Source organism: Phaeobacter sp. HS011 (assembly GCF_018101215.1).
In the GTDB taxonomy this organism is placed as follows: domain Bacteria; phylum Pseudomonadota; class Alphaproteobacteria; order Rhodobacterales; family Rhodobacteraceae; genus Phaeobacter; species Phaeobacter inhibens.
Map to the genome: position 1 here is coordinate 17,573 of NZ_JAGEUF010000009.1, position 23,016 is coordinate 40,588.

Consider the following 23,016-nt stretch of genomic DNA (forward strand, 5'->3'; position numbering starts at 1 on the left):
GGCCTTCCCGCCCGACATCAAAAGCCTCCTCTTAATTCGGACCAATGATGGACCACCCTAGCGCCCATAAGGCCCTGTTATCTCCGCTGTTCTCGGCGATGCGCGATTTTTCGGCGGACCCGGTGCAGAGCGCGATGACAGCGCTTTTTTCTGCCCAAGCTGAGATCCATCTTTGCCACCCTCTTGGTGATATGCGCGGCCCGGACGCGCTTTATCAGACGGCCTATGCCCCCTTGTTGCGGGCGATGCCGGATCTGGAACGGCGCGACTGGATCCTGATGGCAGGCGAAACCTCCCAAGGAGAGCAGTGGCTGGGGGCTGGCGGCCACTATATCGGCACCTTCATGGCGCCGTGGCTGGACATTCCCCCAACCGGGCACATCGCCCATATGCGGTACCACGAATTCTATCGCATCTCAGATGGCAAAATCGTCGAGATGCAGGCAATATGGGACCTCCCGGAGCTGATGATGCAGGCCGGTGCCTGGCCCATGGCACCCTCACTCGGGCGGGAATTTTTTATCCCCGGTCCCGCCACACAGGACGGGTTTGTTCGCGGCCCATGGGACCGGGATCAGGCGACGGCGTCCTGTGATCATATCGTGGATATGCTGGCCCACCTGACGCGCCACCCGGCGCAGGGTGGCCCGGAGGTAATGGAGATGGAGCGCTTCTGGCATCCACGTTTCAACTGGTATGGCCCCGCCGGGATTGGGACAGCGCGCGGTGTTTCGGGCTTTCGCAACTGGCATCAGATCCCCTTTCTGAATGCAATGCCTGACCGTGGCGCCAAGGATGAGACGCTGGATTTCCATTTCTTTGGCGATGGCGATTATGCCGCTGTTACCGGCTGGCCAAATATGCGCCAGAGCCTGTCGGCGGATGGCTGGCTGGGGCTTCCACCCACCGGCCAGATGATTGACCTGCGCAGTCTTGATTTCTGGCGGCTGGAGAATGGGTTGATTCGGGAAAACTGGGTTTTGGTCGATCTGCTTGACCTCTATGCACAGCTTGGCGTTGACGTGATGGCCCGACTGCGCGAGTTCAACAAAGCCCGCAATCCGGGCCCCATCCCACAAATCGGAGATCGCCCGTGACCCTGCCCCGCACCCCTTCCTTCCGTCTTGATGGCAAACGCGCGTTGGTGACCGGGGCCAGCTCCGGCATTGGCCGCGCCTGTGCCGTGGCCTTGGCAGAGGCCGGGGCCCATGTCACCATCGCTGCCCGTCGGATTGAGCCGCTGGAAGCGCTGGTCGCGGAGATGCAGGCAGCCGACATGCAGGCGGAGGTGATGGTTCTCGACGTCGCTGACATTGCCGCCACTCAGGCCGGCATCAGTGAGCGGATAACCCAAAACGGTGCCTTTGACATTCTGGTGAACTCCGCCGGGCTGGCGCGCCATAGCCCTGCCAGCGATACGGCCGAGGATGATTTCGACGCGGTGATCGACCTCAATATCAAGGGCGCCTATTTCCTGACCCAGGCAGTGGCCAAGGGGCTGATGGCGGTCGGCAAACCCGGTTCACTCATCAACATCAGCAGTCAGATGGCCAAGGTCGGCGGTCTGGACCGGGCCGTTTATTCTGCAACCAAACATGCGGTTGAGGGGTTCACAAAATCCATGGCCATCGAATGGGGGAAATCGGGTATCCGGGTAAATACCATCTGCCCGACTTTCATTGTGACGCCACTCACGCAGTCCACCTTTGACCGTCCGGAACGCAGGGCCTGGATCGAAAGCAAAATCCAGCTTGGCCGCATCGGTGAGGTTGAGGATATCATGGGTGGCGTGGTCTATCTGGCCTCTGATGCCTCGTCCCTGATCACTGGCACCGCGCTGATGATTGATGGCGGATGGACCGCAGAATGACCGCCGCAAAGATCACCTCTGCCGATGTCGCGCGGCTTGCGGGCGTATCGCAATCCGCTGTCAGCCGGGTCTTCACCCCCGGAGCCTCCGCCTCGAAAAAAACCGTGGACAAGGTGCGCGCGGCAGCAGAATCCCTCGGCTACAGACCGAACTCACTGGCCCGGGCCATGGTTTCCGGTCGCTCGCGTATCATCGGGTTGGTGGTGGCCTATCTGGAGAACCATTTCTACCCGGAGGCTCTGGAAAAACTGTCCAACGCGCTTCAGGAACGCGGCTATCACGTGTTGATGTTCATGGCCCCCAACACGGCCCACAGCATCGACAATGTGATTGAGGAAATCCTCGACTATCAAGTTGACGGCATTATCGCAGCCTCGGTTGCGATGTCGTCGGAACTGTCAGATCGCTGCCGCGCCGCCGGTGTGCCGATGGTGCTGTTCAACCGGTCGCAAGATGACCCGAGCATGTCAGCCGTCACATCGGATAACTATGCAGGCGGGCGCAAGGTCGCTGAGTTTCTGCTGGCCGCTGGGCATCGTAAGATCGGCTATATCGCGGGTTGGGAAGGCGCCTCGACCCAGCGCGACCGCGAAACGGGGTTTTGCGAGCGACTGGCCGAGGATGGGCTGACATTGCATGCCCGTGGCGTGGGCAACTTCAAGATGGAAACCGCCGCCGAAGCCACCCGCCAGATGTTCACCGGCGACCGCCCGGATGCGGTGTTTGTGGGCAATGATCACATGGCCTTTGCGGTGATGGATGTGCTGCGTTCCGAACTGGGGCTTTGCGTGCCGGGGGATGTCTCTGTGGTGGGATATGACGATGTGCCCACCGCCGCCTGGCCAGCCTATGACATGACCACAGTTCGTCAGCCCGCCAATCGCATGGTTTCGGCCACGGTGGATATTCTGCTGAACGAAATCAACGGCGCGCCGCAGAGGCCGCGCCGTATTGCCATTGATGGCCCATTGATTGTTCGCGGCTCTGCCCGCATTCCCGAAGGATGGAAAAATGAAGGGTTTTGATCCCAAATTCAAAGACTTCCCCGATTACATTATCGGCATCACCAAAGAGATCTGGGAAGACCGGGGTATTTCCACCCTGCATGAGTATTATGCGCCCGAGATCGTTGTCAGAATGCCCGGAGCGGTCTCGACCGGAAATCAGGGCGTGATCGGTGCCACAATGGCAACCCTCGCCGAATTCCCCGACCGCACCCTGCTGGGCGAGGATGTGATCTGGTCCGGCACCCCGGAGCAGGGCATGCTGTCGAGCCACCGGATCATGTCTACGGCGACACATCTTGGCGACGGGGCTTTCGGCAAGGCGACGGGAACCAAGCTGAAATACCGGATCCTCGCCGACTGCCACGCCAGAAACAATGCCATCGATGACGAATGGCTCATCCGCGACAATGGCGCGATCGTGCGGCAGATGGGCTGGGAGCCGGAGGGTTTTGTCCGCGATCTGATCACTCGCGAAGGCGGTCCGGAACGGGCCGTGAAGCCACTAACGCCCACGACTGACGAGCCCGGACCCTATCAGGGCACAGGTAATGATAACGAATGGGGGCAACGCCATGCTGACCTGCTGACCCGCATGATGGCGGCTGATATGGGTGCGGTAGAGGATACCTATGATCGCGCGGTGCAGACTGAATACCCCGGTGGCATGACCGGCCATGGCCGCGCTGCGGTCGATCAGTTCTGGATGTCGCTACGCGCCTCCCTGCCCTCTGCAACCTTCACCATTCATCACCAGATTGGCCGCTCCGACACCAATATGCCGCCCCGCTCAGCCGTGCGTTGGAGCCTGCATGGCAAACATGATGGCTGGGGCGCGCTTGGAACGCCTACCGGCGCCGATATCTACGTGCTGGGCATCAGCCACGCCGAATGGGGTGAACTGATCGGCGGCGACATCCGGTTGCGGCGCGAATGGACCCTGTTTGACGAAACCGCGATCTGGAAACAGATCCTGCTACAGACAGGCGACCTCTGAGTGAATGCGCAGACCTCATATCTGAACGCCAGTCAGGCGGCACGGCGCTACCATTCGCACCGAGCCTCTCTGCGGGCGCGCCGCCTGAACAACCGCCCTCCCGGAGTGCGGGTTTGAAACCTGTCAAACCCAAGATCCAAAATGGAGAAAACACATGAGCACCATTCAAAACCGCATCGTCCGCTACGGTGAGCTGCGCCCCTGCAAGACTGCCTTCATCGACGCCCACACCCCCGGCTCCGACCAGAAGGAAAACTTCACCATCATCGGCGGCGGCGTTTCCGAAAGCCCGGACCAGCATGTCCATATCACCGACCAGATCGGCTTCAACATTGGCGCCGCAGGCCAGCCGCCGAAATGCCGCAACTCGCTGCACAGTCACACAACCGCCGAAGTCTTCTTCGTGCTGAAGGGGCGTTGGCGCTTCTTCTGGGGCCGTCACGGGGATGCCGGTGAATTTGTCGCCGAGGAAGGCGATATCTTCAACATCCCCACTGGCATCTTCCGCGGGTTTGAGAACATCGGCACCGATTACGGGATGATCATGGCCGTGCTGGGCGGTGATGATGCCGGCGGCGGCGTCACCTGGGCCCCTCAGGTGATTGAAGACGCCCGCGACCACGGGCTGGTTCTGGGTGAAAACGGTGTGCTCTACGACAGCAAGAAAGGGGTATCCCTGCCCGACGGCATCAACCCGATGCCATTGCTGAGCGAGGAGGAGCTGGCCGCATTCCCGGAGGTCCCCGTTGAGGCGGTGGTGCGTGACTATGTGGCGCGGTACTGGGATCTGATGGCGTTGGCCCGCGACAAACCGGCCAAGGTGATCGGTGCAGATGCGCTCCTCAAGGACAAGCCCGGTTTCTGCGTCGATTTCCTGACCCGCGGCTCCTTGCCTGCTGACATGCACAGCCATGATCAGCACACTGTGTTGATGCCGGTGCGCGGCCACTGGCGGCTGCGTTGGGAAGGGGGCGAAACAACCCTTAATCCCGGCGACACTGCATTGATCAAGGCGGGTGAGACCCACAGCCTGGAACCGTCCATGACCGGTGAGGCAAGCCTCTACCGGGTCACCGCCACCGATGATCCGGCCGGCGCGACCTGGACCGGCAACTAACGCACCCCCCTCCGCGCGGCGGCGAGCGCGGCGCGGAGGCACTATCAGGACGGCGGCAAGGTCCTCCGTTGCAGATCTGACTTGAGGAGATTCGGCACATGGTCCAGACAACACACGTAGGCTCGCTCCCCCGCTCGCAAGACGTGGTCGATTTCATCTTCGCCCGCGAGCGGCAGCAGTCGTTTGATCAGGCGGATTTCGATGCCTGCATGCGCGCAGCGGTCAGCGATACGGTCAAAAAACAGGTTACGGCCGGCATTGATATCGTGAGCGACGGCGAGACCTCCAAAATCTCCTATGCGACCTACGTAAAGGACCGTTACACAGGGTTTTCCGGCGACAGCCCGCGCAATGCGCCTGCTGATCTGAAGATGTTTCCCGGTTTCCTGAAGCGTCTCGCTGACGATGGCGGCACCCCGCAATATGCCCGTCCCATGTGCACCGGAGAGGTCCGCTCCAAAGGTCAGGGAGAGTTGGAGAAAGATATCGCCAATCTGAAATCTGCGATGGCAGAGCATGGCGCAGATCGCGGGTTCATGAATGCCGCGTCTCCCGGTGTCATCTCGCTGTTTCTGCAGAACGACCACTACCCCACGCGCGAAGCCTATCTGGCCGCCCTCGCCGATGCGATGAAAACCGAATATGAAACCATCGTCGGTGCCGGGCTCGACCTGCAACTGGATTGCCCGGATCTGGCGCTGTCGCGTCACATGCTATTCACGGAATTGAGCGACGATGAGTTTGTAAAAGTCGCCCAAATGCATGTCGAAGCGTTGAACCACGCACTGTCCGACGTGCCCGCCGAGAAGGTCCGCGTGCATATCTGCTGGGGCAACTACGAGGGGCCACATTGCTGCGACATCTCAATGGAGAAGGTCTTTGCCCCCCTGATGGCGACCAAGGCACGCTATGTGCTTTTTGAAACCTCCAATCCCCGGCACGCCCACGAATGGACGGTGTTCCGCGACCGCAAGGCGCAGATCCCCGATGACAAAGTGCTGGTGCCTGGCGTGGTTGATACCACCACCAATTTTGTTGAACACCCGGAGGTCGTTGCCCAGCGTATTGAGCGGTTTACCGATATTCTGGGTCAGGACCGGGTGATCGCCGGATCTGATTGTGGCTTTGGCACCTTTGCCGGGTTTGGTGCGGTTGACCCCGATATCGCCTATGCCAAACTCTCGGCCCTGTCCGAAGGTGCAAAACTCGCGGCAGAGCGCGCGTGACACCGCTCCTGCTGCTCCCCGGCATGATGTGCGACGCGCGACTATTCCAGCCCCAAATCGCAGCATTGTCGGGTCATGTCCCATTGATGACCGCCCCTATCGGGCAGGGCGACAGCATGGCGGCCCTTGCACAGGCGATACTGCAGATTGCCCCCCCACAGTTTGCCGTTGCAGGGCTGTCCATGGGGGGCATCCTCGCGATGGAGATAATCCGGCAAGCCCCGGAGCGTCTCCTCGGTGCTGCTCTGATGGACACCAACCCGCGGGCCGAAGCGCCCGAAGTGCAGGCCCGCAGAGAGCCGCAGATAGCGGCGGCACGCGCCGGACGACTGGAACATGTGATGCGCGAAGAGATGAAGCCCAACTATCTGACCGGTGGACCAAACCGGGCTCAGATCCTTGATCTCTGCATGGCGATGGCGCTCGATCTGGGGTCGGAGGTGTTCGTCAACCAGTCCAAGGCGCTGCGGGATCGCCCTGATCAATGCGACACGTTGCGCCGGTTCGACCGACCTACGCTGGTGCTCTGCGGGCGAGAGGACTCGCTCTGCCCCCCGCACCGCCATGAATTGATGCACGACCTGCTGCCGCAGAGCCACCTGGAAATCCTCGATGGTGCCGGTCATCTGCCGACGCTGGAAACCCCTGACCAAACCACAGCGGCCCTTCGTCGCTGGCTGGAGAGCTTATGACCCCCACACTTCTGGACCTGCTGCGCCAAGTCGATACCCCCACCGTCTGCAACGCGATTGAGGTCGCCGAAGGCAAACGTGGCTTCAATGCCTTCACCCGCGGCACCATGCTGGCCTCAGCACCCGAGGCAGGCGCAATGGTCGGCTACGCCCGGACCGCCAGGATCTCGGCTCTGGCGCCCCCGACTGAGCCGCCCGAGGTAATCAAGGCGCGACGCATGGACTACTACCGCCATATGGCCAGCGGCCACCGCCCCGCCGTGACGGTGGTTGAGGATGTCGATTTCCCCAACTGCATTGGCGCCTATTGGGGCGAGATCAACACCACCGTACACAAAGGCTTCGGTATCAGCGGCGCTTTGACCAACGGGGTGATGCGCGATCTGGGCGACCTGCCGGAGGGCTTTCCTGTGATTGCCGGATCAATCGGCCCCTCTCATGGCTTCGTGCATGTGAAAGAGATCGCAACGCCGGTCACTGTCTTTGGTCTCCAGATCAGGGATGGCGATCTGGTTCATGCCGATCGTCACGGCGCGCTGGTCATCCCACCAGCGGTTCTACCGCATCTGGAGGGCGCAATCCGCAAGTTGCTGGAGACTGAAAAACTGGTGCTGGATCCCGCCCGTAAAGAGGGGTTCGATTTTGAGGCATTCGAGACCGCCTGGAGTGCCTTTGAAGCCGCGCGCACCTGACCAATTGGCAGCAGAAAACCTGCCGCAGCGGTGAGCTACGGCAGGGTGTTTTCAGAGACGACGGCGGTCTTACCCCGCGCTTGCCAGATTTCCCTCGGGGAATGCGAAGATGCTGCCCTTGTCTCCCTCCGCTTCATCCTTGCGACGGAACCGTGCGGCGGCCCCATCTGTGAGCGAGAAAACCGCAGTCAGGCCATTGAGCGTATTGGCATCCGTGTCCAGCATCTGAGCGGCCGCGGTGGTCTCTTCAACCATGGCTGCGTTCTGCTGCGTGACGCCATCCAGTTGGGTGATCGCCGTGTTGATTTCAGAAATCCCGGTCGACTGTTCTTTCGTCGCCCCTGCAATTTCTTCCACCAGACCGTTCACACTGGTGATCTTCTCAATCATCTGTTTCAGGGAGCCAAAAGTTTTTTCAACCAAGGACACGCCGTCCTGAACATGTTGAGAGCTGTTGGAAATCAACCCTTCGATCTCATCCGACGCAGACGAGGCCCGCTGTGCCAGCGCTCTTACCTCTGAGGCCACAACCGCAAACCCGCGCCCCGCTTCGCCTGCCCGCGCGGCCTCAACGCCGGCATTCAGTGCCAGCAGATTGGTCTGGAAGGCGATATCATTGATGACGCTGATAATTTGAGAAATCTTCTCTGACGATTCACGAATTTCAGCCATCGCCGAGATCGTTTGTTCCAGCACCTCTCCGCTTTCTTCGGCGCTTCGTTTGGTCTCGCTGGCATAGGCATTCGCCTTTTCGGCACCTGACGCGGTGGATTGCACGGTATCAGTCAGAGTGGCGAGCGCGGCCGCCGTCTGTGCCAGCGTCGCAGCCTGCGTTTCGGTCCGCATCGACAGCTCACTAGACGACTGGTTGATTTCAGATGCACCGGATCGAATACTCTCAGTGCTGGATACCACTGACTGAATAGCCGCCTGCAGCTTCTCCATAGCCGCGTTGAAATTCACCCTCAGTGCATCGTATTCCTCAGGGAAGGTTTCATTGATCCGCGCGGAAAGCGTGCCGTCGGCCAGCAGTTCGAGCCCCTCACTCAGGGCGTTAACGACATCAGCCTGCTCTTCCCGGGCGCGGTTTTCGCGCTCTTGCGCAATACGATCCCGATCAAGGTGTGCTTGACGGAATACCACCAACGCCTGTGCCAGTTGGCCAAGTTCATGGCGCTGCTCCGCACCGACAATATCCACGTCTGTTTTACCCTGAGCAAGGCGGTTGGTTGTCTTGATGGCCTGACGAAGGGGCACAACAATCCAGCGTCCGACTGTCACCGACAAGAGGACAGCAATAACCGTGCACAACAAGCCAACGACGGGCACCAACACGAACATCCGGTCGACAATTGCCTGGCCATTGGGGCCAAGTTCATTTTGCGTTGCAACAATGGATTCAGCGAGCCGCTCAAAGCTGTTTTGCATCTCAGGGCCGATCTTATCCAGATACCGCGCACTGATCTCATCGACCTGGGTGATTGCCACCTGAATCTCCGCAAGTTGCTCCTGGAACAGCGCAATTTCCTCACTCGCTGACTCTGCCAGATCTTTCTCTTCCTGAGTGCTGGACAACACCACAACGCGCGGCAGACTATCTATCGCGGCAGTGATATAGGCGTTTGCCTCCTCGAAATGGGCGCTGTCTCTCGAAAGGAAGTATTTTTCGACGTAGATCCGGCTGAGCAACAGGTTTTCCTGAGCACGAGACGTCAGGTACTGAAGATCGCCTTCATGGCTTTTGTTCGCGGTAATGCTGAGCTCTGTAAGGTTCTTGCGCGCCGATTTTCCGAGTTCCAAAGCCCTGTGCTCCAGAGCTTCCTCGCGGGCGACGGCAGCACGTAGATCTTCGAAATAAGCCAAATACTGCTGTGATGATTGCACCGCGGCTTCGATATCTCGGGAATAGGCCGCATTTTCACTGAAGACGGTAAGGTCATTTCCATCCCTGATGATTTCAGAGATGTTAGATTGCACCTCCTCAGAGCTTTCCTCGCTGCGGGTCGCGCGATATTTAAGCGCCGCGATCCGTGCCTGAAACAGGTCTTCGACAAAATCACTGGTCGCAATGCTCTGCTTGGCGGTCGCCCGGTACTGCAGATAGCTTTCGCCCAAATCCCGGACCACCACCAGCGACAAGCCCGCCAATGCAACGAGTAGCACTGTAAGTGCGGCAAATCCCGCGTTAATTCGGTTTGAAATAGATATCGATCTAAGCATTTTATACCCTTTTTCTTAACGCCATCGTGAATGAATCAAAAAATATGCTGCCCCAGCGGTAGCCTAGATGTCCTAAACATCTCCTAAAGCTGCGCACAGAAGTGCGCTATGCGGGCAGATTGAGTGATTTCCGATCACATACCGCTCTTTGACCCGGCGACCGATGCTCTGCCGAATAGTCGGTTCCGATATCAAACCGCTCTGTCTTTGGGACTGTTAAGGACGTCTGCGATGCGCAGTGTGCTTAAGACACATGGGACGGGACCAATCGCCGCCGAAGATCAGGAAACGTCTACTTTAGCGCCACCACCACGAAAGCTGCGGCGGTAAAAGCGGCAAAGACCGAGAACCAGATGAGTTCCGTCAGCTGAGATGCCGTTTCCTGCTCAAGCTGACTGGCAAGGAAAACAAGTTCGGCTGTGACAGCAGCCTCTTCCTGTCGCAGGAGGTCAATCCAGGCCGTCGAAGCAGCAAACCATTGTGTGCGTGTGAAAGGGAGAGAGTCAGTAGTGGCATCGGCTGACAGAATGATCTCATGCAGGTCGTCCAACGCCACATATTGTCTTGTTCTCTGCAGTGTCGGCAGCCAGGCTGAGCTGCCTTTGATCGCGTCGACCTCGCTCAGGGTGGCAAGCTGTTCACGCCTCAAAGACGTCAGCTCTTCCTGCATCGAAAGTGAATACACCATGACGACACCTGCCGCACCCGTGGCCCGCTCCAACCCTGCCTTTTCCTTTGCTGAACTGATCAAAAAACGAGCCTGCCGCAGCGCGTGATATTCTGTAGATCTGTCAGATCCCGTACTTGCCTGAGCAAGCGCCAGCAGTGGGTCGATAAGGCGCGTATAGGAGTTGATAACCTCCTCAATTATGCGCTGCCCGTTTTCATCCCATCCATCGATACGCTGCCTCACATGCGTCAAGGTCTGCAAACACGCGACGACGCGATCAAATTCCTCCCGATGATCTACCGCGATAAGGTCGATACCAGATAATGCCGATGCAATTGTCTGGTCTGTCCGGTCGCGCTGTTGGGTCAACTCATCTGGAAAGGTCAGCCCATCAGATGACACATATCCGACCGAAAATCCCCGCTCCCTTTGCAACTCATGGATCATGTCACTGATCGCACTGTCTTCACGGGCGGTCTGCGCCGTATGTCCAGATCGCATATGCAGCGCTCTTTGCTTGGCGATCTCGCTGTAGGCGAAATACCCCACCAGTAAAAACAGTGGTGCGACAACAAACAGCACAACAATTCGAAGCGGCATGGAGGCTCCCTTTGACCAGAGCAAATAACAATTATAGCGTGTATCAATTAATATTAAATCACCAAAGAAGTCATGCATTTAATCGCCCGACGATGTAAGGTCATCAGAGATAGCTAAGCGGTGCGAGCAGTGAACCGGACCATACCACCGCCCCGCCACTCAGAGAATTTGACACCTGAAGCTTGCGTATCGAACGGACTTGATTTTTGCCACTGTTAGCGATAACGATGCCGCAACTGTCAGACCACCGGGCGCGCCCGTCGAGGGCTGCACCCACATCATCACCGGAGTTGCACATATGACCCTGAAAATTGCTATCAACGGATTTGGACGCATTGGCCGTGGCGTTTTGCGCGCCTTGCTGGAGAGCAACACCGACGATATCTCGGTTGTGGCCATCAATGATCTGTCTCCGGCTGAGACTCTGGCGCACCTGTTGAAATACGACAGTGTGCATGGCCGCCTGCGCGCATCCGTGAAGGTGGATGGCGACACCATGCATGTGGGCAACCACAGCATCCGCCTGACCGCGATCCGCAATCCAGAAGAACTGCCCTGGCAAGACGTTGATATTGCGTATGAATGCACCGGCCTGTTCACCAGCCGTGATACCGCCGCCAAACATCTGAAGAATGGTTCCAAGCGGGTACTGATCTCTGCACCGGGCAAGGATGTTGACCGTACCGTGGTATTTGGTGTCAACCATGATGATCTGACCAAGGACGACGTGATCGTCTCCAACGCCTCCTGTACGACCAATTGTCTGGCGCCTGTTGCGAAGGTTCTGGATGACACCTTCGGCATCAAAACCGGGTATATGACCACCATTCACGCCTATACCGGTGATCAGCCGACCCATGATACCAGCCACAAGGATCTCTACCGGGCTCGTGCGGCTGCCTTGTCGATGATCCCCACCTCAACCGGCGCGGCGCGGGCGATCTCAGAAGTGCTCCCGCATCTCAAAGGCCGTCTTGAGGGATCGGCGATCCGCGTGCCGACACCAAATGTATCCGTGGTGGACCTCAGCTTCATTCCTGAGAAAGCTGCGACCGTAGACACAATCAACGACGCAATGAAGGCGGCCTCCGAGGGGGCTCTGGCAGGTATCCTGTCCTATGAGACTGATCCCTTGGTCTCCATCGATTTCAACCACGACCCACATTCCTCCTGCTTTGCCGCGCCGCAGACCGCTGTCACAGCCGAAGGGCTGGTGCGAGTTGTCAGCTGGTATGACAATGAATGGGGGTTCTCCAACCGGATGGTCGACACTGGCCGCCACATGGGCAAGGTAATGAATGGCTGAACGCCAGAACTGCCATCTATGACTATGTAAAAAAGGGCTGCCTCAGGGCAGCCCTTTCTCATAATCGGATGATGCTGCCGACCTTGGCCGGATGCGTCCTGTGATGTGTTCAGATACGGAAGATCGGTTGCAGCAGGCGCGGTACCAGCGACCGGAACCGCAGCGCGGCGTCGGTTGCGGCCAGGCAAATGCAGGTCTCACCCTCCTCGGCGATCGGCGTGTGTTCCAGATCATCGTCGGCAACCTCCAGATCGCCGACGCCGAACCGCCCTGTTTCATCGCGAAACGCGCCCTGCAGCACCAATGTCAACTCAAGCCCATTGTGGCCATGGTCCGGCACCGCCTGCCCCGACGGGATGTACAACAGCCTTACACTGCCACCGTCGTCATGGCTCAGGATGGATTGGCGCACTCCCATACCAAGGGATTTCCACTTTGGCGGCAAGCCGCCAAGCGCCTGCATTACCGGTGCCGGAAAAATACCGGAGCGGCCAAATTGCGGCGTCTCTTCATAGGGCTCATCCAACTCGGCGAACACGCGATCCCGCAGATCAGTCGAAAGATCCCGCGTGCCGCAGGCTTCCAATACGGAGCCGCCGACAGCCTGATGCGCAGTCAACCGGGTGCGGCAACTGTCACACATCGACAGATGGGTCGCCACCACCAGAGAATAGGCATAGGGCAGGTTGCCGGAAGCGTAAGCCACCAACAACGGGTCAGGGATATGATGGCGTACGCCGGTCATGATAGTCCTTGTTCCTTCAACTCATGACGCAACCGCTCAAGTCCGAGGCGGATGCGGGATTTGATTGTTCCCAGCGGCAACCCGGTTTGCTCCCGGATATCTGCATGGGTCAGCTCGCCGAGGTAGGCCTTTTCGACCATCTCACGTTGAGCAGGTTTCAGCCGGGCCAGCGCGGCACGCAGCTTTGATGTCTCCTGATCCAGCGCCAGAATCTGGGCTGCATCTTCCTGTGTATCTTCCGGAAGCTTCAGCTCTTCCGGGATCGGTCGCCGCTCCTTGCGGATCACGTCGATCTGCCTGTTGCGGGCGATCTGATAAATCCAGGCCGACACCTGCGCCCGCTCCGGATCGAACATCGCCGATTTACGCCACACGGTCAGCATGACGTCTTGCACCACTTCTTCGGCCTGACTGGGCGGCATGCCGGATCGGCAAATCACCCCCTTGAGCCGCGGCGCGAAGTAGTCGAACAGCCGCCCAAACGCCACCTTGCAGCGACTATCACGCACGGCCAGCATCCAGATCGTCTGATCAGACAGGCTCTCCCGTTCCACTTTTTTCCTTTCGCACAATGCACTTGTGTCACGGTCTACCGTAACGGGCGGCGCAGGGGCTGCAAGAGGTGGATCGCTCAGCGTGGTCAACATGTATGCATTACGCGCGTTTTCCGGCAATGGATCACTCTGGGCTAAATTTTTTTCGTATTTTCCCAATTCACCAAAATCAGCTGTCACCTTTTTTGATCCGCTCGGGCAGAAGCCGCGTAACAACTTGAAATCACAGATGGAGACAGCATGTCCTTTGACGCATTATCATCCGCTCGCGAGCGTATCGCCGTCGTAGGGGGCGGGATTTCCGGGCTGGCAACAGCGTGGCTGCTGGCAAAGACGCATAATGTAACCCTGTATGAGGCCGCCCCGCGGCTGGGTGGTCATGCCCGAACAGTGATGGCGGGGCGCAATGGGGATCAGCCGGTCGATACTGGTTTCATCGTCTTCAACTATGTGAATTACCCGCATCTGACGTCGATGTTTCGCGATTTGGAGGTCCCCGTTGTCAAAAGCGATATGAGCTTCGGTGCCAGCATCGGGGACGGACGCGTGGAATACGGGCTGCGAGATCTTGGGGCGCTGCTGGGTCAGCGTCGAAACATCGCGCGGCCTGCATTTTTCCGCATGGTCAGAGACATTCTGCGCTTCAACGCCAATGCCGAACAGGTCGCCAAGAGCGACAGCGTCACCATCGGTGAGTTGGTCAATGATCTGAAATTGGGCGATTGGTTCCAGCGCTATTATCTGATGCCTATTTGCGGCGCGATCTGGTCAACCCCTCCTGATGAAATCCGTGGCTTTCCAGCCCAGTCTCTGGTGCGGTTTTTCCGCAATCACGCCTTGCTCAGTGCCTCAGGTCAACACCAGTGGTGGACGGTCAAAGGTGGCAGCATCGAATATGTGCGCCGTCTGACCAGCCGACTGGAACAGATGGGCTGTCAATTGCGTCCGGGCACTCCGGTGCGCAGTGTCGAGCGAACTGCAGAGGGCGTGTGCATCCATCTGCCCGATGGCACCAGCGAGAATTTTGATCAGGTGGTAATGGCCTGCCATTCGGACGACAGCCTGCGCCTGCTCAGCCAGCCAACGCGCGCTGAACAGGCAACGCTGGGGGTTATGCGCTATCAGGATAATGAAATGATCCTGCATCATGACAGCGCTCAAATGCCACGCCGCCGCGCCTGCTGGTCGTCCTGGGTCTACAAGGCCGACACCCGAGATGACCGGGCAGCCATCGGGGTCACCTACTGGATGAACCGGCTGCAGAACATCGATGAAAACGATCCGCTTTTCGTCTCCCTGAACCCGGTGAAAGACGTGCAAAGCGATCTGATCTACGATCAGAAAACCTTCCGTCACCCGGTTTTTGATACGGCTGCCCTGCGCGCGCAGAGCCAGATCGCAGACATCCAAGGCCAGAATAACACTTGGTTTGCAGGCGCCTACATGCGCCACGGTTTCCACGAAGATGGTTTTGCCAGCGCCGTGCGCGTCGCGCGGGGGATTGATGCGCGCACCAGGGTGGTGGGATGACACAGTGGCCCGACCATATCGCCGGGCAGACCACACATGCCCGCTATGGCGCTATCGCCAACAGCTTCCGCTATGGCGTGGACTACGTGCTGATTGATCCGCGCGCCGAAAACGGCCCGCTGTTGTTCTCGCGCAATCGCTTCAACCTGCTTGCGGTCCATGATCGCAATCACGGCGGCGCGCCACGTCGGGGGGCCGGGCTGCCCTGGGCGGAACAGGTCTTTGCCGACGCTGGCCTGAAGATGGACGGGATCACCATCCGACTGCTGACGCAACCAAGCTATCTGGGTCACATCTTCAACCCCGTCAGTTTTTGGCTCGCCTTTCGTGGTACCGCCCTGCACGCGGTGATCGCGGAGGTCAGCAATACCTTCGGCGACAGACACAGCTATGTCTGTCACAAACCCGAATTCACCGCGATTGCCCCGTCGGACAAGCTTCAGGCCAAGAAAATCTTCCACGTCTCTCCCTTTCAGCAGATCGCGGGCGACTACTGGTTCAATTTCGACATAGGGCCACGGCGGATCGCAATCCGCATCGATCACAAGAATGGTGACCAGGGGGTCATTGCCACCCTGACCGGCGCCCGCCAGCCGTTGAGCAACACCGCCGTGCTGGGTGCCAGCCTGCGCCGCCCTGCCGGAACCCTGCGCACGGTTGCGCTGATCTATTGGCAGGCGCTGAAACTGAAACTTAAGGGCGCAAACTATCGCCCCCGCCCTACCCCACCGGAACATGAGGTCAGCTGATGATTTTTCTTACCAAACGTGTGAAACACGACTTTCTCGACAGCTGCGCCCGCATCCGCAAGGGCAGCCTTCACCTGCATACGCCCGAAGGGGATGTACATGATTTCGGCGCCGGTGCCCCGCATGCAGAAATTCAGCTGCACGACTGGAGCGCGATCACCGCAATGGCTGCCCGCGGGGATATCGGCCTCGGCGAGGCCTATGTTTCTGGGCTCTGGGATACGCCCAGCATCGAAGACGTGATTAAGGTGGCGTTGCTGAACCTCGATCATCTCACTGATTATGCCTACCCCAGCTTCTGGGCGGGCCTAAAATACCGGATGGTGGACCGGATGCTGCGCGCCAATTCGGTCAAGGGCGCGTCGCGCAACATCAAGGCACATTATGATGTCGGCAATGAATTCTACCAGCTGTGGCTGGACGAAAGCATGACCTATTCATCGGCGCTGTTTGCCCCCGGCGACAATGATCTGGCCCGCGCCCAGACCCGCAAATATGATCGGGTCCTCAGTCGTCTGAGCGCTGGCGACCGGGTGTTGGAAGTTGGCTGCGGCTGGGGTGGATTCGCCGATCGCGCAGCTGAACAGGGCCGCCATGTCACCGGCCTGACGATCTCTCCCAGCCAGTTCGGCTATGCTGATGCACGGCTGGACGGACGGGCCGACATCCGGCTCTGCGACTATCGCAAATCGGAAGGCAAATTCGACAATATCGTCTCAATCGAAATGGTCGAAGCCGTGGGCGAGCGGTACTGGCCCAGCTATTTTGCAACCCTGAAAAACCGCCTCGCGGATGATGGACGTGCCGTGGTGCAGGCGATCACGGTGCAGGACAGCTATTTCGATATCTATCGGCAATCCTCGGACTATATTCGCCAATACACCTTCCCCGGTGGCATGTTGCTGTCCGACGCGGTTATTTCACATCAGGCGCGCACCGCCGGGCTGAAAGTCACGGATAACTTTGCCTTCGGTCAGGATTACGCCCGCACCTGCCGCGAGTGGGCAGCGCGGCTTGCAGCAATGACGGCAAAAATCCAGGCACTGGGCTATGGCGACGCCTTCCTGCGCAACTGGCGGTATTATCTGGAAACCTGTGCCGCCTCCTTTGAGGTCGGGCAAACCGACGTCGTACAGGTGGAGCTGGCCCATGCCTGATCCAGGCCAGCCCCACGACACCAAGAGCCTCTGGACAAGTCATCGCTCAGCCATGGTGTCTTTCGCACTGGGACTGGCTGTGCTCCTGAGCAGTCTCAGCACCCCTGCAACGGCGGATACCGGCCTCAAATCCCCAATTAAACTGGGTGAGGTGACCTTCCGCTGGTTCGGTCTGCCGCTTTATGACGCCAGCCTGTTTGCTGAGGGTCAAGAGCGCTTTGATTGGCAAACACCTATGGCGCTGAAGCTCAGCTATCGGCGCGGGTTCACGCGTATGCAGCTGACCAAGGCGACTGCCGCAGAGTTGACCCGGCTGGAGGGACCGCGTGCGGATCAGGACCGGTTGCTTGCAAAGCTGGAACGCTGCTTTCGCGATGTGGCAGCCGGGGACAGTTTTGTCGCCACAACACGCGACCCGAACCAAGTGGCACTTTACCTGAATGGACGGCAGACCTGTGATGTGCGCCATGCAGAGGCCCGCAAACGGTTTCTGAATATCTGGCTGTCTCCCAACAGCCGGTCCGCGCGCCTGTCCAGTCAGCTCAGAGGCAACTGATGCAAGCCACCCGTATTTCCCTGTTTGCCATGATGCTGGCCGCCGCCGGCCTGCCACTCTACATCCATCTGCCGCGTTTTGCGACGGCGGAACTGGGGGTGAGCCTGGCCACCCTGGCGGCAGTACTGGCAGGGATACGGGTGCTTGATTTCGTGCAGGATCCATTGCTGGGCTGGATCACCGACCGCTGGCCGCAGGAGCGGGCGACTTTTGCTGCGCTTGCGGCCTTTGGGATGGCTATGGGGTTCCTCCTGCTCTACACGTATCGCCCAGCTGCAGGGGGCGTCTTGCCTTGGCTCGTGATTGCACTGGTATTGCTGTTCACAGCCTACAGCTTGGGCACCGTGCTGTTCTATGGACAAAGCACTGCGCTCGCCGGCAGCCCGGAGGCGCTGATCCGCCTTGCCGGATTTCGCGAGGGTGGCACATTGGCCGGGATCATTCTCGCTGCCCTTGCCCCCAGCCTGTTGGGTGCGCTAGGCGCCAGTCAGGCCGGTTACCCCGCCTTTGGCGGCCTGCTTGCCGGACTTTGCATTGCAGTTTGGTGGCTGACCCGCGGTCTATGGACCGCCACACCGCGGCCGGAGCAGCCTCTGTCGATCCCAGCCCTGCGTGAGGCTGGTGGGTTTCGCCTTCTCGCCCTGGCTCTGGTCAACAGCCTGCCCGTTGCCATGACCTCAACGCTGTTTCTGTTCTTTGTCGAGGATAAGCTGGCGCTGGCCGATATGGCTGGTCCCTTTCTGGTGTTGTTCTTCCTCGCTGCCGGATTTTCGGTACCATTATGGACGCGAGCCACAGACCGATTTGGGGCGCGCAATGTGCTGTTTCCGGCGATGATATTGGCGATACTATCGTTTGTTTCCGCAGCGTTTCTGCCTGCTGGTGCCGCGCTCGGGTTTGCCATGATCTGTGTCGGATCTGGTGCGGCGCTTGGCGCGGATATGGTGATCCTGCCGGTGCTGTTCTCGCGCATGTTGGCACGGGCCGGGTTGCAGGCAGGACAGGCCTTTGGGCTCTGGTCCTTCACCGCCAAACTGGCGCTTGCTGCGGCGGCAGTTCTGCTCCTGCCGATGCTGCAACTCAGCGGCTTCACCCCCGGCGGCCAGAACAGCATCGCCGCGCTCCAGACCCTGACATGGGCCTACGCCATCATTCCCTGCTGTATCAAACTCATCGCCATCGCGATGGTCCTCCGACTCCCAAGAAAGGTCACCGCGCCATGAAATTCCTGCTTGTAGCGATCATCCTGGTGCTGCTGCTTGCACTGCTCCGGCCCGGTTTCGGGTTTCGCAGCCAACGCCCCCAGCACTACGCCGGCACCGGTCCCGACTTCGACATTCGCACACATCTGAGCGGCGAAATGATCTCCGAAGGCATGATCTATGGCCCAATGGGCCGCGTGGTCTCACGTTTTGTCGCCACAATGAACGGAGCCTGGGACGGCAACACCGGCACGTTGAGCGAGGATTTCTCCTATGCCAGCAGCGGCACGCAGCAACGCAAGTGGTTTCTCACCATGGGTGAAAACGGGGCGTTCACCGCGACCGCAGATGACATCATCGGCACCGGCGAGGGCCAGCAGAGCGGCGCAACCGTGCGTCTGACCTATCGCATCCGCCTCCCCGAGAGTGCGGGTGGTCACGTGCTCAACGTCACCGACTGGATGTATCTGATGGAGAACGGCACCATCATGAACCGCTCTGAAATGCGCAAGTTCGGCATCAAGGTCGCTGAGCTGGTGGCCACCATCCGTCCGAAAGGAACCTAAGATGTTTGCAGGACAGACATGGTGGATCATCGGCGCCAGTGAAGGGTTGGGCCGCGCCATTGCCCAAAAGCTGGATGCAGCCGGAGCGCGGCTTATGCTCTCGGCCCGCAGCGAGGAACGATTGCAGGACCTCGCGGGGGAGCTGCCCAATGCCACCGCTCTGCCACTGGATGTGACCGATAGTGACGCCATCCGTGAGGCTGCTGCCCTGATCGGCAAGGTGCATGGCGTCCTCTATTGCGCGGGCGCCTACGATCCGATGCCCGCGCAAGAGTGGGATGCCGACAAGGTTGAACTGATCTGTGACGTGAATTTCATGGGGGCCATTCGTGTGGTCGGCCGTGTGGTGCCTCAGATGGTTGCTGCCAACGAGGGGCATATTGTGCTGATCGGCTCTCTCGCCGGTCATACGGGCCTTCCCGGCGCCACCGGTTATGGCGCTTCCAAATCCGCCGTTATGCATATGGCGGAAAACCTCCAGGCGGATCTGTTCCAGACCCCGATAAAGGTTCAGGTGATCAACCCCGGTTTCATCAAGACCCGGCTGACCGAAAAAAACGACTTCAACATGCCCATGATCCAGACCCCGGAAGAAGCGGCAGAGGCCTGCATAAAAGCAATGAAAAACGGGAGCTTCAGCACCAGTTTTCCGGCACCATTTGCCTGGGTGTTTACCATCGGCAAGCATCTGCCGCGAAAGCTGTTCCTGCGCCTGATGGGGGCCGGTAAATGAGCGCGCCACAGCATATCGTTATTATTGGCGCCTCCGGCGGTATCGGATCGGCATTGGTGGATCACTACGCGGCGCGCTCCCCCGCCAGCCTGACCGCAGTGGCCCGTAGCGCATTGCCATCGCGCCCCGAAATCGACACTCATCAGGTGGACATCACCGACGAAGCACAGGTTACCGAGCTGGCCGGCGCTCTGCGTAGCCGGGGGATTGCACCGGATCTTGTGCTTGTCGCAACCGGGGTGCTCTCCGATGAGACGGGTCTCAGGCCTGAAAAAAGCTACCGCCAGCAGGATGCCGAGGCCTTCCGGAAAGTATTTGAAATAAATACTTTCGCCCCCGCCAGCGTTGCCAAACACCTATTGCCGATCATGCCACGCAAAGGGCGTGCGGTCTTTGCAGCGCTGTCAGCGCGGGTCGGATCGATCAGCGACAATGGCCTTGGCGGCTGGCATGCCTATCGCGCATCAAAAGCGGCGCTGAATATGCTTATCCGCAACTACGCGATCGAGACAGCGCGCAGCAATGACCAGATGATCTGCGTCGGGCTGCACCCCGGCACGGTGCGAACACCGCTTTCGGGTCCCTTCTCCAAAAACGTCTCTGAGAGTGCTTTGTTCGAGCCGGCCCAATCCGCAGCATATCTGGCCAAGGTCATCGACGGCCTGTCCCCCGGTGACAGCGGACGGGTATTTGACTGGGCGGGCAAGGAAATCCCGGCCTGATAGGTGCCGGGCGGACAGGATCACCCTGTCCGGACTTGCCCAGCCGATCCGCATCATGCGACAGTTGGGCGATCCCGCACACCATGGCTTGCCCGCATCCCGATGTGCCTGCTGTCCACAGGAAATCGCCACCTTGAAATCTGTTCGGCTTCGCCTCCTTCTGCTCGCGCTCCTGCCGCTCAGCGTGGTGATGCCGCTGCTTCTGGTCGTGGCGATGGCCAGGTGGAACGCTGACTATGACAACGTCCTGATCGTCAACGTGGAAAGCGACCTGAAAATCGCTGACCAATACCTGCGGCAGCTACAGGCAAACAGCGGCGATGATCTGGCGGCCATCGCCAGTTCGACCCAATTTGCCAAGGTCCTGCGCGCGCCGCTACAGGATCAGCTGAGGTTTCTGGATCAACGCAGACAGGCGCTCAGGCTCGATTTCCTCTACTACCTGCCGATGCGCAACATTGACCGTGATGCCCGCCGCTGGCCGGTCATCAGCCGCGCCGCCCAAGGGGATCTGGCCTCGGAAATCGACATCTTCGCTGCCGCAGATCTTGATGTGATCTCTGCCGACCTCCGCAACCGCGCCCGCATTCCGCTGATCGAAACCGAAGCTGCCGCGCCCACCACCCGCCCCGCCGAAGATCGCGGCATGGTGATCCATTCTGCCGCCCCGGTGACGACCCCCGGCAGCGAAGGCGTGCTGGTGGCCGGCAGGCTACTGAACCGGGATCTGGATTTCATCGATACGATCAACGCCTTGGTTTATCTCGGCGACAGTCACCGGATCAGCCGCAAGGGCACCGCCACGCTGTTTCTGGACGACACCCGTATTTCCACCAATGTCCGTCTCTTCGAGGATGTGCGCGCCCTTGGAACCCGCGTTTCGCAAGCCGTACGGGATGCTGTTCTTGGTGACGGGCAGACATGGCTCGATCGCGCCTTTGTTGTGAACGACTGGTATATCTCCGGCTATCTGCCACTGACCGACAGTTTCGGAAAACGGGTCGGCATGCTTTATGTGGGCTTCCTTGAGGCGCCGTTTGCCGCGGCCAAAGTCTCCGCGTATTGGACCGTTGTTCTGTCTTTCCTATCGGTTCTGCTACTCTCGGCGCCGCTGTTTTTATGGCTGGCCAAAGGGATCTTTGCGCCGCTGGAGCAGATGAGCCACACCATGGCCCGTGTGGAGCGTGGCGATTTGGCCGCGCGCAATGGAAATGTGGGGCGGCGCGATGAAATCGGTCAGGTCGCGGCCCATCTTGATAGTCTGCTGGACCAGGTACAGGACCGCGATCAAAAACTGCGCGACTGGGCGGGTGAGCTGAACGCCCGCGTTGACCAGCGCACTGCGGAACTGCGCGCCGCCAATGAAAAACTGGAAGCCACCTATAAGCAACTGGTGATGAGCGAAAAGCTCGCCTCAATTGGGGAGATCACTGCCGGTGTCGCCCATGAGATCAACAACCCGATTGCGGTCATTCAGGGTAACGTCGATGTGATGCGGATGACACTGGGGTCGGCGACAGAGGAGGTGGAAACGGAACTGGCACTGATCGACGATCAGATCCTGCGGATCAGCGCCATCGTCGGCAAACTGTTGCAATTCGCCCGCCCGACCGAATTCGGCACCTTTGAGGAACGCCTGGATCTGGCACCGGTGGTATCCGACTGTTTGGTGCTGGTGGACCACGTGGTGACCAAACAGGACATCGCCGTTACCAAACAGTTCGGCGAGACACCGGCGGTCCGCATTGATCCCGGCGAGCTGCAACAGGTGGTGATCAATCTGATCCTAAACGCCGTGCAGGCGATGGAGGGCTCCGGCCAGCTCTTGCTGACCTTGCGCGAGATGGATCGGGACAATGTCAGCGGTGCATGCCTAGAGGTTGCAGATACCGGGTCAGGCATTGCGGAGAAAGACCTGCCCTCGGTCTTCAACCCGTTCTACACCACCAAACTGGGCGAAGGCACTGGTTTGGGTTTGTCGATCAGCCAGACCCTGATTCAACGCGCAGGCGGGGTAATCTCGGCCGAGAACCGTGTTGAAGATGAGGAAATCATCGGCGCAGTTTTCTCAATCTGGTTGCCCGCGGTCGAGGCGACGTCCTAGGCAC

Annotated in this window: 22 protein-coding genes; 18 read left to right on the forward strand and 4 right to left on the reverse strand. The window is 59.3% G+C overall.

All coding sequences use genetic code 11. The features are described 5' to 3' along the window. The first annotated feature begins 44 nt into the window (after positions 1 to 44). From J4721_RS16310 to J4721_RS16345, 8 genes are all read left to right on the forward strand, one after another. On the forward strand, positions 45 to 1,097 hold the full coding sequence (locus J4721_RS16310; protein ID WP_211003256.1) for an ester cyclase: 1,053 nt from the start codon (positions 45 to 47) through the stop codon (positions 1,095 to 1,097). Next, positions 1,094 to 1,870 carry an SDR family oxidoreductase gene (locus J4721_RS16315; protein WP_211003255.1) on the forward strand — a complete coding sequence of 259 codons (777 nt, stop codon included), beginning with the start codon at positions 1,094 to 1,096 and terminating at the stop codon, positions 1,868 to 1,870. The genes J4721_RS16310 and J4721_RS16315 overlap by 4 nt, the downstream gene beginning before the upstream one ends. Continuing rightward, positions 1,867 to 2,895 (forward strand): LacI family DNA-binding transcriptional regulator, encoded by a 1,029-nt coding sequence (locus tag J4721_RS16320; RefSeq protein WP_027246350.1) that lies wholly within the window; start codon positions 1,867 to 1,869, stop codon positions 2,893 to 2,895. Before J4721_RS16315 ends, J4721_RS16320 begins: the two co-directional genes overlap by 4 nt. Next, the gene (locus J4721_RS16325; protein ID WP_211003254.1) at positions 2,882 to 3,871 is read left to right on the forward strand and encodes a nuclear transport factor 2 family protein; all 990 of its coding nucleotides are present in this window, start codon (positions 2,882 to 2,884) and stop codon (positions 3,869 to 3,871) included. The genes J4721_RS16320 and J4721_RS16325 overlap by 14 nt, the downstream gene beginning before the upstream one ends. Before the next feature lie 154 nt (positions 3,872 to 4,025). Beyond that, positions 4,026 to 4,988 (forward strand): cupin domain-containing protein, encoded by a 963-nt coding sequence (locus tag J4721_RS16330; RefSeq protein ID WP_027246348.1) that lies wholly within the window; start codon positions 4,026 to 4,028, stop codon positions 4,986 to 4,988. Between the two features lie 98 nt (positions 4,989 to 5,086). Beyond that, on the forward strand, positions 5,087 to 6,214 hold the full coding sequence (locus J4721_RS16335) for a cobalamin-independent methionine synthase II family protein (RefSeq protein WP_014875641.1): 1,128 nt from the start codon (positions 5,087 to 5,089) through the stop codon (positions 6,212 to 6,214). Further along, the gene (locus J4721_RS16340; protein ID WP_211003253.1) at positions 6,211 to 6,906 is read left to right on the forward strand and encodes an alpha/beta fold hydrolase; all 696 of its coding nucleotides are present in this window, start codon (positions 6,211 to 6,213) and stop codon (positions 6,904 to 6,906) included. The genes J4721_RS16335 and J4721_RS16340 overlap by 4 nt, the downstream gene beginning before the upstream one ends. Next, positions 6,903 to 7,598 carry an RraA family protein gene (locus J4721_RS16345; RefSeq protein WP_211003252.1) on the forward strand — a complete coding sequence of 232 codons (696 nt, stop codon included), beginning with the start codon at positions 6,903 to 6,905 and terminating at the stop codon, positions 7,596 to 7,598. The genes J4721_RS16340 and J4721_RS16345 overlap by 4 nt, the downstream gene beginning before the upstream one ends. Positions 7,599 to 7,667: 69 nt before the next feature. Here J4721_RS16345 and J4721_RS16350 read toward each other — a convergent pair whose 3' ends face one another. Together J4721_RS16350 and J4721_RS16355 are read right to left on the reverse strand one after the other, a co-directional pair. Next, positions 7,668 to 9,818, reverse strand: a complete 2,151-nt coding sequence (locus J4721_RS16350; RefSeq protein ID WP_211003251.1) for a HAMP domain-containing methyl-accepting chemotaxis protein — start codon at positions 9,816 to 9,818, stop codon at positions 7,668 to 7,670. Between the two features lie 292 nt (positions 9,819 to 10,110). Next, complete coding sequence (locus J4721_RS16355) at positions 10,111 to 11,088, reverse strand: nitrate- and nitrite sensing domain-containing protein (protein ID WP_027246341.1); 978 nt, start codon at positions 11,086 to 11,088, stop codon at positions 10,111 to 10,113. Between the two features lie 298 nt (positions 11,089 to 11,386). Here J4721_RS16355 and gap point away from each other — a divergent pair, with 298 nt between their 5' ends. Next, positions 11,387 to 12,394: a type I glyceraldehyde-3-phosphate dehydrogenase gene (gene gap / locus J4721_RS16360; RefSeq protein ID WP_211003250.1), complete on the forward strand. Its 1,008-nt coding sequence runs from the start codon at positions 11,387 to 11,389 to the stop codon at positions 12,392 to 12,394. Positions 12,395 to 12,503: 109 nt separating this feature from the next. Here the strand turns inward: gap and J4721_RS16365 are convergent, their stop codons facing one another. Together J4721_RS16365 and J4721_RS16370 are read right to left on the reverse strand one after the other, a co-directional pair. Next, a complete protein-coding gene (locus J4721_RS16365) occupies positions 12,504 to 13,139 on the reverse strand; it encodes a ChrR family anti-sigma-E factor (protein WP_014875647.1) in 636 nt (211 codons plus the stop codon). Beyond that, entirely contained in the window at positions 13,136 to 13,786 is a 651-nt protein-coding gene (locus J4721_RS16370) for a sigma-70 family RNA polymerase sigma factor (RefSeq protein ID WP_014875648.1), read from the reverse strand. Before J4721_RS16370 ends, J4721_RS16365 begins: the two co-directional genes overlap by 4 nt. A gap of 147 nt (positions 13,787 to 13,933) precedes the next feature. Between J4721_RS16370 and J4721_RS16375 the strand changes: the two genes are divergently transcribed. The 9 genes from J4721_RS16375 to J4721_RS16415 all read left to right on the forward strand — a co-directional run bounded on the left by J4721_RS16375 (position 13,934) and on the right by J4721_RS16415 (position 23,012). Beyond that, a complete protein-coding gene (locus J4721_RS16375; RefSeq protein ID WP_211003249.1) occupies positions 13,934 to 15,223 on the forward strand; it encodes an NAD(P)/FAD-dependent oxidoreductase in 1,290 nt (429 codons plus the stop codon). After that, positions 15,220 to 15,972, forward strand: a complete 753-nt coding sequence (locus tag J4721_RS16380; protein ID WP_014875650.1) for a DUF1365 domain-containing protein — start codon at positions 15,220 to 15,222, stop codon at positions 15,970 to 15,972. The genes J4721_RS16375 and J4721_RS16380 overlap by 4 nt, the downstream gene beginning before the upstream one ends. Next, positions 15,972 to 17,129, forward strand: a complete 1,158-nt coding sequence (locus J4721_RS16385; RefSeq protein ID WP_211003248.1) for a cyclopropane-fatty-acyl-phospholipid synthase family protein — start codon at positions 15,972 to 15,974, stop codon at positions 17,127 to 17,129. The genes J4721_RS16380 and J4721_RS16385 overlap by 1 nt, the downstream gene beginning before the upstream one ends. Next, the gene (locus tag J4721_RS16390) at positions 17,122 to 17,685 is read left to right on the forward strand and encodes a chalcone isomerase family protein (protein ID WP_014875652.1); all 564 of its coding nucleotides are present in this window, start codon (positions 17,122 to 17,124) and stop codon (positions 17,683 to 17,685) included. Before J4721_RS16385 ends, J4721_RS16390 begins: the two co-directional genes overlap by 8 nt. Continuing rightward, positions 17,685 to 18,908 carry an MFS transporter gene (locus tag J4721_RS16395; RefSeq protein ID WP_102873656.1) on the forward strand — a complete coding sequence of 408 codons (1,224 nt, stop codon included), beginning with the start codon at positions 17,685 to 17,687 and terminating at the stop codon, positions 18,906 to 18,908. Before J4721_RS16390 ends, J4721_RS16395 begins: the two co-directional genes overlap by 1 nt. Then, entirely contained in the window at positions 18,905 to 19,453 is a 549-nt protein-coding gene (locus J4721_RS16400; RefSeq protein WP_211003247.1) for a DUF3833 domain-containing protein, read from the forward strand. Before J4721_RS16395 ends, J4721_RS16400 begins: the two co-directional genes overlap by 4 nt. A 1-nt stretch (position 19,454) precedes the next feature. Further along, on the forward strand, positions 19,455 to 20,186 hold the full coding sequence (locus J4721_RS16405) for an SDR family oxidoreductase (RefSeq protein ID WP_102877157.1): 732 nt from the start codon (positions 19,455 to 19,457) through the stop codon (positions 20,184 to 20,186). Next, entirely contained in the window at positions 20,183 to 20,908 is a 726-nt protein-coding gene (locus J4721_RS16410; RefSeq protein ID WP_102859159.1) for an SDR family NAD(P)-dependent oxidoreductase, read from the forward strand. The genes J4721_RS16405 and J4721_RS16410 overlap by 4 nt, the downstream gene beginning before the upstream one ends. A gap of 133 nt (positions 20,909 to 21,041) precedes the next feature. Beyond that, positions 21,042 to 23,012 carry a cache domain-containing protein gene (locus J4721_RS16415; protein ID WP_211003246.1) on the forward strand — a complete coding sequence of 657 codons (1,971 nt, stop codon included), beginning with the start codon at positions 21,042 to 21,044 and terminating at the stop codon, positions 23,010 to 23,012. Positions 23,013 to 23,016: the final 4 nt, after the last annotated feature.